The sequence below is a fragment of the Streptomyces akebiae genome (genome assembly GCF_019599145.1).
GTDB classification, from domain to species: domain Bacteria; phylum Actinomycetota; class Actinomycetes; order Streptomycetales; family Streptomycetaceae; genus Streptomyces; species Streptomyces akebiae.
Genome location: NZ_CP080647.1, coordinates 3,846,242 through 3,860,286, shown reverse-complemented (window position 1 = coordinate 3,860,286; position 14,045 = coordinate 3,846,242). Strand labels below are relative to the sequence as shown.

Annotated in this window: 10 protein-coding genes and 1 pseudogene; 3 read left to right on the top strand and 8 right to left on the bottom strand. The window is 70.0% G+C overall.

Translation table 11 applies throughout. The features are described 5' to 3' along the window. The first annotated feature begins 182 nt into the window (after positions 1 to 182). Positions 183 to 1,736: an ABC transporter substrate-binding protein gene (locus tag K1J60_RS16480; protein ID WP_220646885.1), complete on the top strand. Its 1,554-nt coding sequence runs from the start codon at positions 183 to 185 to the stop codon at positions 1,734 to 1,736. Positions 1,737 to 1,853: 117 nt separating this feature from the next. Next, entirely contained in the window at positions 1,854 to 2,249 is a 396-nt protein-coding gene (locus tag K1J60_RS16475) for an ATP-binding protein (RefSeq protein ID WP_220646884.1), read from the top strand. On the opposite strand, the pseudogene K1J60_RS16470 reads toward K1J60_RS16475, so the two are convergent. Both K1J60_RS16470 and K1J60_RS16465 read right to left on the bottom strand, forming a co-directional pair. After that, positions 2,239 to 3,690 (bottom strand): annotated as a pseudogene (locus K1J60_RS16470) (ATP-binding protein); the annotation flags it as partial. The gene K1J60_RS16475 and the pseudogene K1J60_RS16470 sit on opposite strands and share 11 nt — an antisense overlap. Then, complete coding sequence (locus tag K1J60_RS16465) at positions 3,687 to 4,355, bottom strand: response regulator transcription factor (protein WP_259408275.1); 669 nt, start codon at positions 4,353 to 4,355, stop codon at positions 3,687 to 3,689. The pseudogene K1J60_RS16470 and the gene K1J60_RS16465, both read right to left, overlap by 4 nt. Before the next feature lie 242 nt (positions 4,356 to 4,597). Here K1J60_RS16465 and K1J60_RS16460 point away from each other — a divergent pair, with 242 nt between their 5' ends. Then, positions 4,598 to 7,021: an MMPL family transporter gene (locus K1J60_RS16460; RefSeq protein WP_220651503.1), complete on the top strand. Its 2,424-nt coding sequence runs from the start codon at positions 4,598 to 4,600 to the stop codon at positions 7,019 to 7,021. Here K1J60_RS16460 and K1J60_RS16455 read toward each other — a convergent pair. From K1J60_RS16455 to K1J60_RS16430, 6 genes are all read right to left on the bottom strand, one after another. After that, the gene (locus K1J60_RS16455; protein WP_220646882.1) at positions 7,014 to 7,622 is read right to left on the bottom strand and encodes a Uma2 family endonuclease; all 609 of its coding nucleotides are present in this window, start codon (positions 7,620 to 7,622) and stop codon (positions 7,014 to 7,016) included. The two genes, K1J60_RS16460 and K1J60_RS16455, sit on opposite strands and share 8 nt — an antisense overlap. A gap of 90 nt (positions 7,623 to 7,712) precedes the next feature. Then, the gene (locus K1J60_RS16450) at positions 7,713 to 8,522 is read right to left on the bottom strand and encodes a TetR family transcriptional regulator (RefSeq protein ID WP_220646881.1); all 810 of its coding nucleotides are present in this window, start codon (positions 8,520 to 8,522) and stop codon (positions 7,713 to 7,715) included. Positions 8,523 to 8,531: 9 nt separating this feature from the next. Further along, a complete protein-coding gene (locus K1J60_RS16445; protein ID WP_220646880.1) occupies positions 8,532 to 9,050 on the bottom strand; it encodes a thiol-disulfide oxidoreductase DCC family protein in 519 nt (172 codons plus the stop codon). Next, complete coding sequence (locus tag K1J60_RS16440; protein ID WP_220646879.1) at positions 9,047 to 9,454, bottom strand: hypothetical protein; 408 nt, start codon at positions 9,452 to 9,454, stop codon at positions 9,047 to 9,049. The genes K1J60_RS16445 and K1J60_RS16440 overlap by 4 nt, the downstream gene beginning before the upstream one ends. Before the next feature lie 126 nt (positions 9,455 to 9,580). Further along, entirely contained in the window at positions 9,581 to 9,991 is a 411-nt protein-coding gene (locus K1J60_RS16435) for a VOC family protein (RefSeq protein WP_220646878.1), read from the bottom strand. Positions 9,992 to 10,125: 134 nt separating this feature from the next. Next, positions 10,126 to 13,599, bottom strand: a complete 3,474-nt coding sequence (locus K1J60_RS16430; protein WP_220646877.1) for a DNRLRE domain-containing protein — start codon at positions 13,597 to 13,599, stop codon at positions 10,126 to 10,128. Between the last annotated feature and the right edge of the window lie 446 nt (positions 13,600 to 14,045).

Here is a 14,045-nt window from a genome sequence, read left to right as displayed (position 1 = left end):
GAGGGCTCCCGCCGCCGGTGCGGGAGCCTTTCGGACACATCGTGGTGGCGCACTTACCGAGTTCTTTCTCAACTCAACAAAACCTGTCTTCCGCCAACACAGGCGACTGTGGTTAGGTGATCCGCGCCACCGCGGAACCACTGTGCGTAGTGGGCCGGGTGGGGTCCTTGGAAGGGGCGCCGATGCGGTCGGTTCGCTTGCGGATTCTCGCGTCGCTGCTGGTGGTGGCGATCGCGGCGATCGGTGGCTGGCAGCTGCTGCCGACCCAGCGGGACGGGGACGGGACGATCGTCGTCGGCACGACCGACAAGGTCACCTCGCTGGACCCGGCCGGAGCCTACGACGCAGGATCCTGGGCCCTGTTCAACAACGTGTTCCAGTCGCTGCTGACCTTCGAACCGGGCGCCGCCGCGCCCGTGCCGGACGCCGCGCGCAGCTGCGAGTTCCTCGGCGACGCGCTCACCGTCTACCGCTGCACCCTGCGGTCGGGCCTGCGGTTCCCCAGCGGACGCGAGGTCACCGGGAAGGACGTCAAGTACTCCTTCGACCGGGTCAAGCGCGTCAACTCCGACGTCGGGCCTGCCGCGTTGCTCGACACCCTCCGGTCGGTCAGCGCGGACGGGCTGTCCGTCACCTTCCGCCTGTCCTCGCCGGACGCCACCTTCCCGTTCAAGGTGGCCACCGGCGCCGGAGCGATCGTGGACCGGACCAAGTACCCCGTGAACCGGCTGCGTACGGACGGCGGCGCCGACGGCACCGGCCCCTACACCCTGACGTCGTACACGGACGGACAGGCCCGCCTCACACCCGACGACGACTACCAGGGCGTCGCCGAGGGCGCCCGCAGCCCGGTCCTCATGCGCTACTACGCGGACTCGGCGGCGCTCCAGAAGGCGTGGAAGGCGCGTCAGGTCGACGTCGCCACGCGCACGCTGCCCCCCGCGACGCTCGCCGCCCTCTCGCCCAGCGACCTCGACCAGCGGGTCACCGAGGCGGACAGCACCGAGACCCGCAACCTGGTCCTCGACGTGCGGGCGGACTCGCCGTTCCACGACCGCCGGGTGCGGCAGGCGCTGGCCGCGCTGATCAACCGCGAGAAGCTGGTCGCCGAGGTCTACCAGGGCACCACCGAGCCCCTGTACTCGCTCATCCCGGCCGGCCTCACGGGGCACACGACCTCGTTCTTCGACGCCAACCCCCGGCCCGACCCGCAGCGGGCCCGCAAGCTGCTCGACGAGGCCGGTGTCGCCATGCCCGTGCGCTTCACCTTCGGCTACGCCGAGGGCAGTGGCTCGGCCGCCGCCGAGGCCGCCGAGCTGAAGGAGCAGCTGGAGGCGAGCGGGCTGTTCTACGTGACGACCAAGGCGTACGAGTGGACCGCCTTCCAGAAGCGGTACGCCGAGGGCAAGTTGGACGCGTACGGGGTGGGCTGGGTCGCCGACTACCCCGACCCCGACACCTTCAGCGGGCCCCTCGTCGGCACCGGCGGCTCCCTCAAGAACGGCTACAGCAGCGGGCAGGCCGACCGGCTGATCAAGGACAGCCAGCGCTACGCGGACCGCAGCCGGGCCGCGACGGACTTCAAGGAGCTCCAGGAGGTCGTGGCCCAGGACGTGCCGTTGATCCCGCTGTGGCAGCGCAAGGAGTACGTGCTCAGCAGCGAGGACGTCGGCGGGGCGCAGTACCTGTCCGACGGGACCGGCATCTTCCGGCTGTGGCGGCTGGATTGGATATGACAGACGCCGCGTGACAGCTGACGCGAAGTCGCGGGCCGGACGTTCGCGGGAGTGACACGGCGTGCCCGCCCCACGCATCGTTCTGTGTCGGGGGCGTGTCCGGGGTGAGGAGCAAACGTGTTGAGACGCAACTCCTTCCGGCTGCCCCGTCATCCGGCGTCGGTGGGGCTCGCCCGGCGACGCGTACGGGAACATCTGGTCGACTGGGGGCACAAGGAGGGCTCCGCGGCCCTGGAGGACATCGTCCTCGTCGTCTCCGAGCTAGCGAGCAACGTCGTACGTCACGGCCCCTTGCTGGAGCGGGAGTTCGAGGTCGCCGTGACCGCGCTGGCGGACGGCTCCTGCCTGGTCGAGGTGTCCGACGAGGGCACGGCCGTGCCCCGGATCAGGGAGGTGGGGGACTGGGAGGAGACAGGGCGGGGGCTGCGCCTCGTGGAGCACCTCGCCGCGGCCTGGGGGGTGTGGAGCCGGGGACGGCACGGGAAGACGGTCTGGGCGCTGGTGGGAGGGTGACCGTCACTTTCAGGCCATCACCCGGGGCCGTGCACACCGAGACCTCGCCCTCGTGAGCCTCCACCACCCCCTGCACGATGGCCATGCCCAGGCCGCTGCCGGCGGCTCCCCCCGCCCGGAAGAAGCGGTCGAAGATCCTGGCCGCGTCCCCCTGCGACAGACCGGGCCCCTCGTCCGCCACGTACAGACGTACGGCCTCGGCCGCGCACTCCACCCCGAGCCGCACCGGCACGTCCGCCGGCGTATGCGTGCGGACGTTGCTCACGAGGTTGCCCAGGAGCTGGCGGAGGCCCGACTCGTCCGCCCGCACGAGAAGGGTGCCGTCCGCGCGGACGCTGACCGGGCGGTCGGGCTGCTGGGCGCGGAGGTCGGCGGCGGCGTCGCGGACCAGACGGGCGAGGTCGACGTTCCTGAGGCGCAGTTCGGGGCGCTGGTCGAGACGGGCGAGGGTGAGCAGCTCGTCGACGAGGCGGCCCATCCGGTCGACCTCGTTGTTCATCCGGTCCCAGGCACGCCGGCGCTCGTCGGGGTCGGTGAGCATGCCCTTGTCGTACAGCTGGAGGTAGCCGCGGATCGCGGCCAGGGGCGTACGCAGCTCGTGGGAGGCGTCGCCGACGAAGCGGCGCAGCTGGGCGGCGCTGCGTTCACGGGTGTGGTGGGCCGTCTCGACCTGCTGGAGCATGGAGTTGAGAGCGAGCCGCAGCTGTTCGACCTCCAGGGTGGTCTCCCTGCTGGAGGGGACGCGGCGGGTGAGGTCGCCCTCGGCGATCGCCGACGAGGTCTCGACCATGTCCTCCAGCGGCCGCATCCGGCGGCGCACACCGAACAGGGTCAGACAGGCGAGTGTCGCCAGCAGCAGACCGCCGACGGCGAAGTCCAGCTTGAGGGCCTTGGCGATGACGTCGTGCAGCGAGGCGGTGGAGGTGGCGAGGAGGACGGTCGTGCCGTCGTCCATCCGGGCCGCCGTGACGCGATGCGGGGCGCCCGCCACGTCGACGTCGTACGGCTCGTCGTCCGCGAGGAGGGCGGCCGGGTCGCCCACTGCCGCGGCGAGGGCGCGCTGTTCCTCGGAGGGTGGGAATCCGGCGATGGTCAGCGGCTCGCCCCCGTCGTCCAGCGCGGTGAAGACGGCTCCCTGGACGAGGGAGTCGGCGCCGTCGGCCGTGGCCCCGCCGGACGTGCGGTTACTGAGGGCGACCAGAGAGCTGAGCGCGTCGATCTGCTCCATGCCGATGGCGGCGGCCCCGATCGAGTCGCGGGTCGTCATCAGCTCCCGGTCGACACTGTCGAGCAGATACAGGCGCATGCCCATCGCGCTGAACGCGGTGGCCGTGACGACCCCCACGGCGAGGAGGACGACGTTCGCGAGCGTGAGCTTGGCGCGCAGGGAGTACAGGCCGTGCCGCCGACACGGTCTGCGGAGCCTCCCGGGACGCGTCATGCCAGCCCGTATCCGACGCCCCGCCGCGTGGTGATCACCGGTGGGCCGAGCGTGTCCAGCTTGCGCCGCAGATAGCTGATGTAGGTCTCGACGACGGTCGACTCGGCCGGCGTGTGCTCGTACTGCCACACATGGCGCAGGAGTTGCTCCTTGGGCACGACCCGGCCGCCGTTGCGCACCAGGAACCGCAGCAGGGCGTACTCCGTGGGCGTCAGCTCCACCGTGCGGCCCGCGCGGCACACCGAGTACGTCGTCTCGTCCAGCTCCAGGTCGCCGTAGCGCAGCGGCGGGCGCTGGGGGAGCACGTCGGCGCGCCTGGTCCGGCGCAGCACGGCGGAGAGGCGGGCGACGACCACCTCGATGTCGAACGGCTTGGTGATGTAGTCGTCGCCGAAGCCGAGGGCGCCCACGATCTCGGCGGGCGCGTCCCGGGCGGTCAGGAAGACGAGCGCCAACTCGGGTCGTCGGGCGCGCAGTTCACGGCCGAGGGCACGGCCGTCCCCGTCCGGGAGCATCACGTCCAGCAGTGCCGCGTCGGGTCGGGTGCGCTCGGCGAGCGTGAGCGCGTCACGGACCGTACCGGCCGTCATCACCTCGAAGCGGTGGTAGCGCAGGGCGATGGTGAGGACGTCCGCGATGCTCGGCTCGTCCTCGACGACGAGCACGGTCGCCCCCTCGTGGCCGGAGGTCGCCCGCTTGTGGTCGGGGGTCGCTCGCTCGGTTCCGGTCATGTCCTCAGTATCCGCACGGGAGTTCCCGGAGGCAGCCGCTCCGCCTTGGAGTTCCTTGAGAGTCCCGGCCCGGCCATGTCGCCCGGCCCTCGCCGCGGTCGAGGGTGATGCCAGGACCTGGGGGACCGATCGACGACCAATCGACCGTCGGACAAGGAGAGTTGAACGTGGCGACCTTGGCGCGCTGGTGCTATCGGCACCGGCTGGTGGTCCTGTTGCTGTGGGTGGGGACCGTGTTCGGCGTCGGCTTCGCCGGCACGAGCGCGGGCACGGACTACGCGAATGTCTTCTCCCTCCCGGACACGGACTCCAAGCACGCGTACGACCTGATGGACAAGGCCTTCCCCGAGCGCGCGGGCGACACCGACACGGTGGTGTGGAAGGTGGACGAGGGGTCGGTGGACGACGACTCCGTACGCTCCCGGATCGAACCCGCGCTGGCGGAGATCGGCCGGATGGCGGGCGTCGGGGACGTCACCAGCCCGTACGACGAAGGCGACCGGGCCGGCGGCGGCGCGGGCGTCAGCCGGGACGGCACCATCGCCTACGCGCAGGTGACCTTCACCGAGCAGGCGAACTCCGTCCCCAAGGCCCTGCTCGACGATGTCATCGAGACCGCGCAGGGCGCCGAACGCGACGGTCTCCAGGTCGAGTTGGGCGGCCAGGCCGTCGCACGGGACCAGGAGGCATCCCAGGGCACGTCCGAGGCGGTCGGCATCCTGGCGGCGGCGGTCGTCCTCTTCCTCGCCTTCGGCTCGTTCTTCGCGATGCTGCTGCCGATCGTCGTCGCCGTCGCCGCGGTCGGCACCGGCCTGATGGCCACGGCCCTGCTCAGCCACGCCACCGACATCCCTGACGTCGCCCCACTGCTGGGCTCGCTCATCGGCCTCGGCGTCGGCATCGACTACGCCCTGTTCATCGTCACCCGGCACCGGCGCGGCATCCTGCGCGGCATGAAGCCGGAGGAGGCCGCGGTCACCGCCCTCAACACCTCCGGCCGCGCGGTGCTGTTCGCGGGCGGCACGGTCTGCATCGCGCTCGCCGGGATGCTGGTGATGAACCTCCGCTTCCTGGACGGCGTCGTCATCGCGACCTCGCTGACGGTGGTGCTGAGCGTGCTGGCCGCCGTCACCCTGCTGCCGGCGCTCCTCGGGGTCCTGGGCCCGCGCGTCCTCAGCCGCCGTGAGCGCCGGCGCCTCGCGGTCACCGGTCCCGTGCCCGAGCTGACGAGCGGCCTCGCGGCCCGCTGGTCGGCGTACGTGCAGCGGCGCCCGCGCTCCACCGCCGTGCTCGCCCTCGTCGTCATGCTGGTCCTCGCGATCCCCGTCCTGTCGATCCGCCTCGGCACCTCCGACCAGGGCAACCACCGTGACACCACGACCACCCGGCAGGCCTACGACCTGCTGGCGGAGGGCTTCGGTCCCGGCTTCAACGGCCCCCTCCAGGTGGTCGTGGACGGAACCGACGCCGAGGGGCTGGTCTCGCGCATCGAGTCCACCGAGGGGGTCGCCCAGGTGGCCGCCGTCCCGCCCACGAACGGCGTCACGGTGATCCAGGTCGTCCCGACGACGTCCCCGCAGGCCGAGGAGACGGACCGGCTCATCGACCGGCTGCGCGAGAACGTCATCCCGGCGTCCGGGGCCGAGGCCCACGTGGGCGGAGTGACGGCGGTGTCGAAGGACTTCGCGTCGGTGACGGGCGACCGCCTTCCGTACTTCATCGCGACGATCATCGCGCTGGGCTTCCTGCTCCTGCTGGTCGCCTTCCGCTCCCTGGTCGTGCCCCTGACGGCCGCGCTGATGAACCTCGTCGCGGCGGCCGCGTCCTTCGGTGTGCTGGTGGCGATCTTCCAGTGGGGCTGGGGAACGGAACTGCTCGGCGTCGGCAAGGAGGGCCCGATCGCCGCGTTCCTCCCGGTCATCATGCTCTCGCTCCTCTTCGGGCTCTCCATGGACTACCAGGTCTTCCTGGTCAGCCGGATGCACGAGGAGTGGGTCCACACCAAGGACAACGCCCGTGCCGTCCGCGTCGGCCTCGCCGAGACCAGCCGGGTCATCAACTGCGCGGCCCTGATCATGATGTGCGTCTTCAGCGCGTTCGTCCTGAGCGGCGAACTGGAGGCCGCGATGGCCGGCATCGGCCTGGCCGCCGCCGTCGCCCTGGACGCCTTCGTCCTCCGTACGGCGCTGGTGCCGGCCGCGATGCATCTGCTGGGCAGGGCGAACTGGTGGCTGCCTGCCGGGCTGGAGAGGCGGTTGCCGCATCTGGCGGTGGAGCCGCGGGAGGAGGCACCGGCGGTTTCATCCCCGGACGGTCCCGCTTCCGTGATCCACGGCTTCGTCCGCACGGCGGACGGGGATGCGCTGGCGGGAGTGGAGGTGACGCTGCTGTCGCGCGGCGGGCGGGAGCTGGACCGGGTGACGTCCCTCGCGGACGGTTCGTACATCGTCGCCGTGCCGGGCCCGGGGCCGTATCTGCTGGCGACCACCTCACCGGGGTACCCCGCACGCGCGCGTCAGGTGGTCGTGGGGGAGGGGCCGCTGGTGTGTGACGTGGAGCCGGTGGGGGCGGCCGAGGGGGAGGTGGATGTGGTCAATTAGCCGGTGACTGCCCGGCCCTGAGGATTGCGGTGACATCCAGGGAGACGTCGGTGCCGATGGAGGCGGGCAGGGCGACGATCTCGCCGGGGGAATGCGGGCGATGGTTCTCGTACTCGTCCCCGGCGGGGTCGGTGAGCACGTGGAGGCGTTGGTGCCTGCGGTCGACGATCACATAGACCGGGATCTTGGCCCCGGCGTAGGCCTTGACCTTGGTGCGCAGGTCAGCTCGGTGATTGCTGGAGGTGACTTCCAGGACCAGACGGAAGCAGACGGGGTCGTAGCAGTTGTTCTCGATCAGATGGTCCCCGTAGTCGGCGTCCACCAGGGCGAGATCGGGGATCGCGTAGTCCTCGGCGCCGGAGGGCAGCCAGAGGCCGATGCCCTGAACGACCTTTGACTCCACGCTGTGCAGACCGGCCGAGAGGAAGGGCACCATGAGGTCGGTCAGGACCACGCCGTGCGGGCCGTCCGGGGGCGGGGACACGAGGATCTGGCCTCCGATGATCTCGACGCGGTACCCCGGAAGGCGCTCCATGAGCCTGTTCGCCTCAGCAATGAGCGGATGCTCGCCGTGGGGCCGCTCAACAAGTGCTGCGGACATCACTTGCCTCCTGTGGGCTGGTGTCGAGGTCATCATCGTAGGCAGGAGCGGAGACAGGTGTCCCGTTCGAGCCCGTTCACCCGAAAGTGATCACTCCGCAGTCCGCCCCTTGACCCCCGGATCCGGCAGTACCTTGGTCATCCCCGGCAAGAAGTCCGTGAACAACTCGTGCACCTCGCGGACCAGCGGACGCAGTGCCCGGAACCGTGCCAGCGAGACGCCCCGGGTGGTCAGCCGGGCCCCCCGCTCGGCCAGCCGGTAGCTGCGGGCGCGCCCCTCGCTCCGGTCGAAGACCCAGTACATGACGAGCCCCATCAGGGAGAGCCACATCAGCTCGGGGAGAACGTCCCGGAGTTCGTCCGGGACCTTGGCCCTGGACCCGGCGAGCACCTCGCGGTGGATGGCGATGGACTCCTCGCGCGGCCCTTGCGACTCGGGGGAGAAGGGGCTGAGGGGGCTGTCCGGATCGGCCGCGTTCTTGAAGAACTGCGCCGCGAACTCGTGGTACGGCTCCGCCACGTCCAGCCACGCCTTCAGCACCCCGGCGATCCGCGCCTCCAACTCCGTCTCCCGCGCGAGCACGGGGCCCACCGCCGCCAGGTGCTCCGCGCCGATCCGGTCGTAGAACCCCTGGATCAGGTGCTCCTTGCCGGCGAAGTAGTAGTACGCGTTGCCGACGGAGACCCCGGCCTCCTTCGCGATGGCCCGCATCGTCGTCTTGTCGTACCCGCGCTCCTGGAAGAGCCGCAGCGCGGTCTCCAGGATCAGCGCGCGGGTCTGCTCGGACTTGGCGGTGCCCCGGGGGCCGGGTTGCCCCGTGCCGTCCCCGGGGCCGTCGGCCCCCGCGTCGAGCTGGTCGTCAAGGGGCTCTGGGCTCGGGCTGTCGTTCGCTGCGGGCACGGGCAGAGCCTAACGAGTCGGGCGGGTACCGGTGTCGCAGGCACCGGGAGGCCGGTACACCCACCCGTACCGCCGGTCGTACGCCCATCCCGTCAGCTCGGCCCCGCCGCTCCCGCAGCCCGAGCCGGGCTGCCGGTGGGCGCCCCGCCACTTCGCGGCGGTGAGTACGGCGGTGCGCGCGAGCCGGGCCCCCGCCGGGGTGCTCAGCCGGTGCGCGAGCGGCCGGTGCTCGCGCAGCGCCCACAGACACACGATCCAGGCGGCGGAGCCCCGGTACACCTGCCCACCGTCCCCCACGATCGTGATCTCCTCCAGCGTCGCCCCGTGATCGAGCGACGGAAACAGCCGCCGTGCCTCCTCCGAACCCGCTGCCACGAAGCTCAGCGGAACCAACTGCCGCTGCTTTCCCAGCCACTCCCGCAGAAAGGCGCACAGCCCGCACCCGGCGTCGTACAGGACGGTGAGCCCGTGGACCGGGACGCGCTCGGCGCCCCGGTCCACGGCGGCCGGCCCGGCCGCGGCGCTCACACGCGCCCGGTCGGAGCGACCCAGCCCTGCGGTGCGACCGGCGGCAGCTGCTCCCGTTCCATGACGCCCCGCCGCCGGAACCTGTTCAGCACGAACACGTTCCCCAGGTGCAGCGCCCCGAGCACGAGCAGCACCACGCCGAGCTTCGCCGAGACCGCCTCGAACACCTCACGTGGGCTGGTGATGGCGCTGTCGGCGTTCAGATACAGCGCCACGAAGCCCAGGTTCACGAGGTAGAACCCGACCACCAGGAGATGGTTCACCGCGTCCGCGAGCGTCTCGTTCCCCCGCAGCACGTCCGATAGGAAGATCCGCCCGTTCCTGCTCAGCGTCCGTGCCACCCACACCGTCAGCCCCACGCTGACCAGTGAATAGACGACGTACGCGACGACCGTGAGATCCATGTCCCCACCCCTTAGTGGCATTTTTGAACGCGTTCAAAGCGTTCTGGGGGAGACTGTAGCGCTGTTTTTGAACACGTTCAACCGATCAGTCGACCCCGCTGGCCGACCGACCAGTCGATCAACCGATCATCCGGTGCGGGCCAGCTCCGGCCGCTTGCCGTAGTCCGTGAGTCCGATGACGTTCCCCCAGGGATCCGCGAACTCGACGGTCCACCCGGTGGCGACGGAGAACGGAGCGTCGAGCGGCGGCACTCCCGCGGCCGCGAGGGCCCGGGCTGCGGCCCGCGCGTCGGGCACCTCCAGCCACACCCGCGCGGACGCCCACGCGGGCGGCCGCTGCCGCAACTCCTCCTCCACCCGCAGCAGCAGCCCGGGCGTCTCCTTGCCGACCTTCAGCCCCGCGATCCCGGCCTCGTCCAGCCGGAACGCCACCTCGAACCCGGCCCGCTCGTAGAAGGAGACGGCTTCGCCGAGGTCGCCGACGGGGAACAGGACGTTGTCGAAGCCGAGCAGGTCGTACGACTCATTGTCTGACATGTCGTCAGATTAGATCGCCGGGGTCTGTATCGGTGGGAGCGACAGCACCCGTGCCGTGGGGTCGGCGGTGCCCTGACGTCGCAAGGGGCTCAGCAGGGTCGCCCCGCGCTGAGCCCCTCGCCCGGTGCTTGCGGTCAGCCGATGGCGATCCGGGTCTTCCAGTAGCTCGCGGGAGCCACGATCTCCGTACCCGCGCCCGCCAGGACCGACTTGCCCCCGGCGTAGAAGCGGACCGAACCGTCGGAACGCACCGTCCAGATGTCGGGAACTGTGTCCCCGTTCGCGTCCGGGGTCCCGATCAGCAGCGGGATGTTGGCGTTGGACCAGCCGGCGGAACCGTACTCGAGGTTGATGCCGCCGGAGGAGTCGGCGCCGGAGGACAGGGAGTCCAGGTCGGTGCCACCGCCGCTCGCCGCCTTGCCCTTGCGGAGCATGAGCTGGGCGTGGACATCCGTGCGGTACACCATGTCCGTCACACCGTCGCCGGTGATGTCCAGGACGGTGACGATGTCGCGCTCGATCCAGGCGGAGCCCGACAGGCGGATCGCCTGGTCGATGGTGGCGCCGTGGTAGCCGGTGAAAGCCCAGAGTTCGTCGCCCGCGGTGGCGAAGAAGTCGGTACGGCCGTCGCCGGTGGCGTCACCTGTGGACACGATCTGCGTCAGCGAGGCCGGGCTGGGAGCCCCGTCGGGCAGCAGGATCTCCGCGCGCTTGTCGATGTTGACGGCGCCGTAGCCGTCGCCGGGATACACCCAGAGTTTGCCGCCGACGCGCACCACCAGGTCCTGGAGACCGTCACCGCCGTAGATGTCCCCGTTGTGGGTGATCAAAGCGCCCTTGAAGTGTCCCGAGGGCGCGGCGACATACGGCGGCAGATCGTCGCCGTTCGGATCCTTGGCCGGGTTGGACCGGTAGGCACCGGCCATCGAGTAGTCCAGGTCGCCGGAGCCCTTCGCGAGGTCGTTGGTGGCCTGGGAGGGGTAGAGGGCCAGATTGCCCGCGTCGGTGACGACCATCAGGTCCGGGAGCTTGTCCCCGGTGAAGTCGCCGGGGGAGTCGGCCTGGTCGCGGGGGCTGACGTAGAAGAAGTACTTCGTGGGCTGCGACACGTTGCCCGCGCTGTCCACGGTCCGCACGTACAGGACGTTGGGACCGGCCGTGGGCGGCTTGGCGTTCGTCAGCGTCGCGCTGACGGTGGTCGCGGTACCGGCCTTCCGGTCCAGATGGAACGGATAGCTGGGCGCGTTGAACCCGTACTCGTACCGCACGACATCCGTGTTGAGCGCACGCACGGTGAACGTGCCTGCCGTGCCGAACTTCTTGGTGCTCCACTTCGAGTCGTCGGCGCCGCTGCCGAAGCCGTTCTCGTCGCTGTCGGCATTGGGGAAGTCGGTGGAGCTGACCTTGGGCGACTTCGGCGCGGCCGTGTCGAGGACGAAGCGGCACGGTGTCCTGGCCGGGGAGAAGGGGGAGGACGATTCCGCGTCGTCCCAGGCGCGGACCCGCCAGGAGTAGAGGGTGCCGTTGGTCAGTTTGCTGGTGGAGAACTCCTTCGTCGTCCTGAGCGCCGTGTCCTTGTCCGATCCCACGGACACTTTGCCGGTCGCGCCGAGAAGATCACCCGTCGTCGCCCACTTGCCGTGCGGCCACAGGTCGAAGTCGAGGAAATCGAGGTTCTTGTCCTTGTCGGACGCCTTCGCGGTGAACGTCAGACTTCCCGATCCCATCCGGGCGTACGGCTGGGTCGTGGTGCACTTGGCGTCTGGGTTGAGGTCGAGCGAGGTGGGAGCGGTGGGCTTGCGGTTGTAGACGAGTTCGAGCGCAGGCGGGTGTTGGCCGTTGGCCTGGAACTTCTTCCATGCGTACTGGGAGTTCTCGTCCCGGGCACGCATTCCGAACGTGATGGTGTCCCGGCCTTCGTCAGCCTTCTTCTGTGCCGCCTTACGGACGTTGAAGCCTTCCCACGCGTCCCGGCAACCGGACTTGTAGCCGTGCGCGAAGCTCTTGGTGGTGATCTTGTTGCCGTCGTGCAGCTTCGGCGCGTTCTTCCAGTTGGTGCGTCCGTTGACCTTGCCGGTGAGGTGCACGCTCATCGAGCGGGCACTGCATGACCATGAGTACGTCTCCAGCATGTACAGCGTTGCCGACTCGATCTTCGTGCCCTTGAGGTCCTTGTCGAAGTCCATGTTGAAGTACGAGCGCGAGGTGCCCCAGGTGTCCGACTCGAAGCCGACCCGGGCCTCGTGCGTACCGCCCTTGTTGAAGCCCCGGCCGTTGTAGAACGTGGCGTTGGGGTGCCGGCTGTACGCGGTGGTCCAGTCCTGGATGTCCTTCGTGACCGACGGGTCGATGAAGACCGGGTACGTGGTGGCCGAGTCGCGGAGGAAGTCCTGGTCGGGAGTGAGGAGCCAGTCCGCTCCGGACAGGTCGGCCTCGACCAGCTCGCCGCGCGAGTCGGGGGAGGGGCCGTCGAGACCGGGCAGGCTGAGGGTGGCGGCCGAGCCGGTCCGGGTGGGTTCGGGCGTCGGCTCGGCCGGCGCGGACGGTGGCGGGGAGGCCGAAGGGGTGGGCGCGGGGCCGTCGGTGGCGACCGGGAGCTCTTCGGGGTCCGGGTCGATCTGCTCGTCCGTCTCGACGAGTTCTTCCTCGGTGGGAGTCGCCTCGTCGCTCGGCGTGGGGCTGGAGGAGTCGACGGGGTCCGGGCTCTCCTCGTTGGTCGGCTGCGCGGAGGCGCCGACCGAGCCGTCGGTGACCGCCGGAGTGCCGCTGCTGTCCCACATCAGCGGTGTCGGCGACAGCGCGACCTCCTCCCCGTCCGCGTCCTCGGCGGCGAGGATTCCCGTGACCGGGTTCAGCCGGAACGACAGGTCCGCCGAAGTGATCCCGTAGGTGAGCTGCTTGGCGCGCGGGTCGGCCGCGGCCTGCCGGTTCTTGAGGACGAGCAACTGCGCGAAGCCGTCGTCGTCGGCCGTGAGGACCAGGTCGGCACCCGGGAAGATCTCCGGGTACAGGGCGCGGGAGCCGTCGATGATCGGTGCGGGTACCGCGCCGGGCCAGGTGAGGTGGATGTCGTGGCCGTCGACGGTGAGGGTGACGAGGGTGCTCGACTCGGCGGCAGCCGCTTTGAGTCCCTTGAGCAGGGAGACCCGGTGCACGGTGGACCGGGAGGCGCGCTGCTCGCCGTCGCGCGTCGCCCCGGAACCGGCCGAGAACACCATCTCGGTGTTGGTGGCCTTCGGTTCCCAGCCCTTGTCGGTGCGGTGGAGGTCGTAGTCGATGTCCTTCCACTCACCATCCACCTTGGCCCGGATGGGAGAGGCGTAGAGCTTCTTGGCCATCTTGCCGTCGGGGCGCGCCCAGGTGGTGGACCGCGTGGTGCGCAGTGCCGTGACCTCGACGGACTTCCCGGTCTTCGTGGCCCGCGTGAGCGCGGCGGCTTCGGTGACCGGCTTCGCCTTCCGGCTGTCGGTCGACTTGCCACGTGAACCGGGTTCGTCGAGGCCCAGTCCGACGAACGTGATGCCGGTGGCCGCGAGCACCGTGGTGAGTACGGCGGCGGTCGTCCGTCCGCCGGGCACGCGACGCCGGTTCCGTTCCTTGCGCGTCATCGGGCGAGTTCCCCTTCCCCCCTTGGAACCGGCGCGGGACAGAGCTCGGCCGGGCCAGCCGATGATGGCTCAACAGAGGGCTGTCGTCACGCTTCGCGAGCGGAGGGGATTGATTGAGTCGGACAAGGCAGGGACGCGTAAAGGAGGTTGAAAGCTGAAGCCCGTAACTGCTTTATGGGCGTGCCGTATTGGGATATAGGGCAGCAGATCGCGCCTTAACTACCCTGTATAGATGCGCATTTGCGAAGGGAGCCGGTGAATTGCGTGCTTCATGGCAGACAGGTGACGGATTCCGGTACCTCAGGTAAATGAAGATTGGGACTTCACCTACCGTTACGATGTGCTACGTACCGTGGCGATCATCACATCCACACAGACGATCTAGCGGAACTCCACAAGGCCGACACAGAATCTCCCGCATTTGATACGCCATCACGCGTGGTCCG

Coding starts and splice junctions, on each gene's coding strand:
- K1J60_RS16480 (WP_220646885.1), top strand. CDS start 183: ATGCGGTCGGTTCGCTTGCGGATTCTCGCGTCGCTGCTGGTGGTGGCG.
- K1J60_RS16455 (WP_220646882.1), bottom strand. CDS start 7,622: ATGTCCGCAGCACTTGTTGAGCGGCCCCACGGCGAGCATCCGCTCATT.
- K1J60_RS16440 (WP_220646879.1), bottom strand. CDS start 9,454: ATGGATCTCACGGTCGTCGCGTACGTCGTCTATTCACTGGTCAGCGTG.
- K1J60_RS16435 (WP_220646878.1), bottom strand. CDS start 9,991: ATGTCAGACAATGAGTCGTACGACCTGCTCGGCTTCGACAACGTCCTG.
- K1J60_RS16430 (WP_220646877.1), bottom strand. CDS start 13,599: ATGACGCGCAAGGAACGGAACCGGCGTCGCGTGCCCGGCGGACGGACG.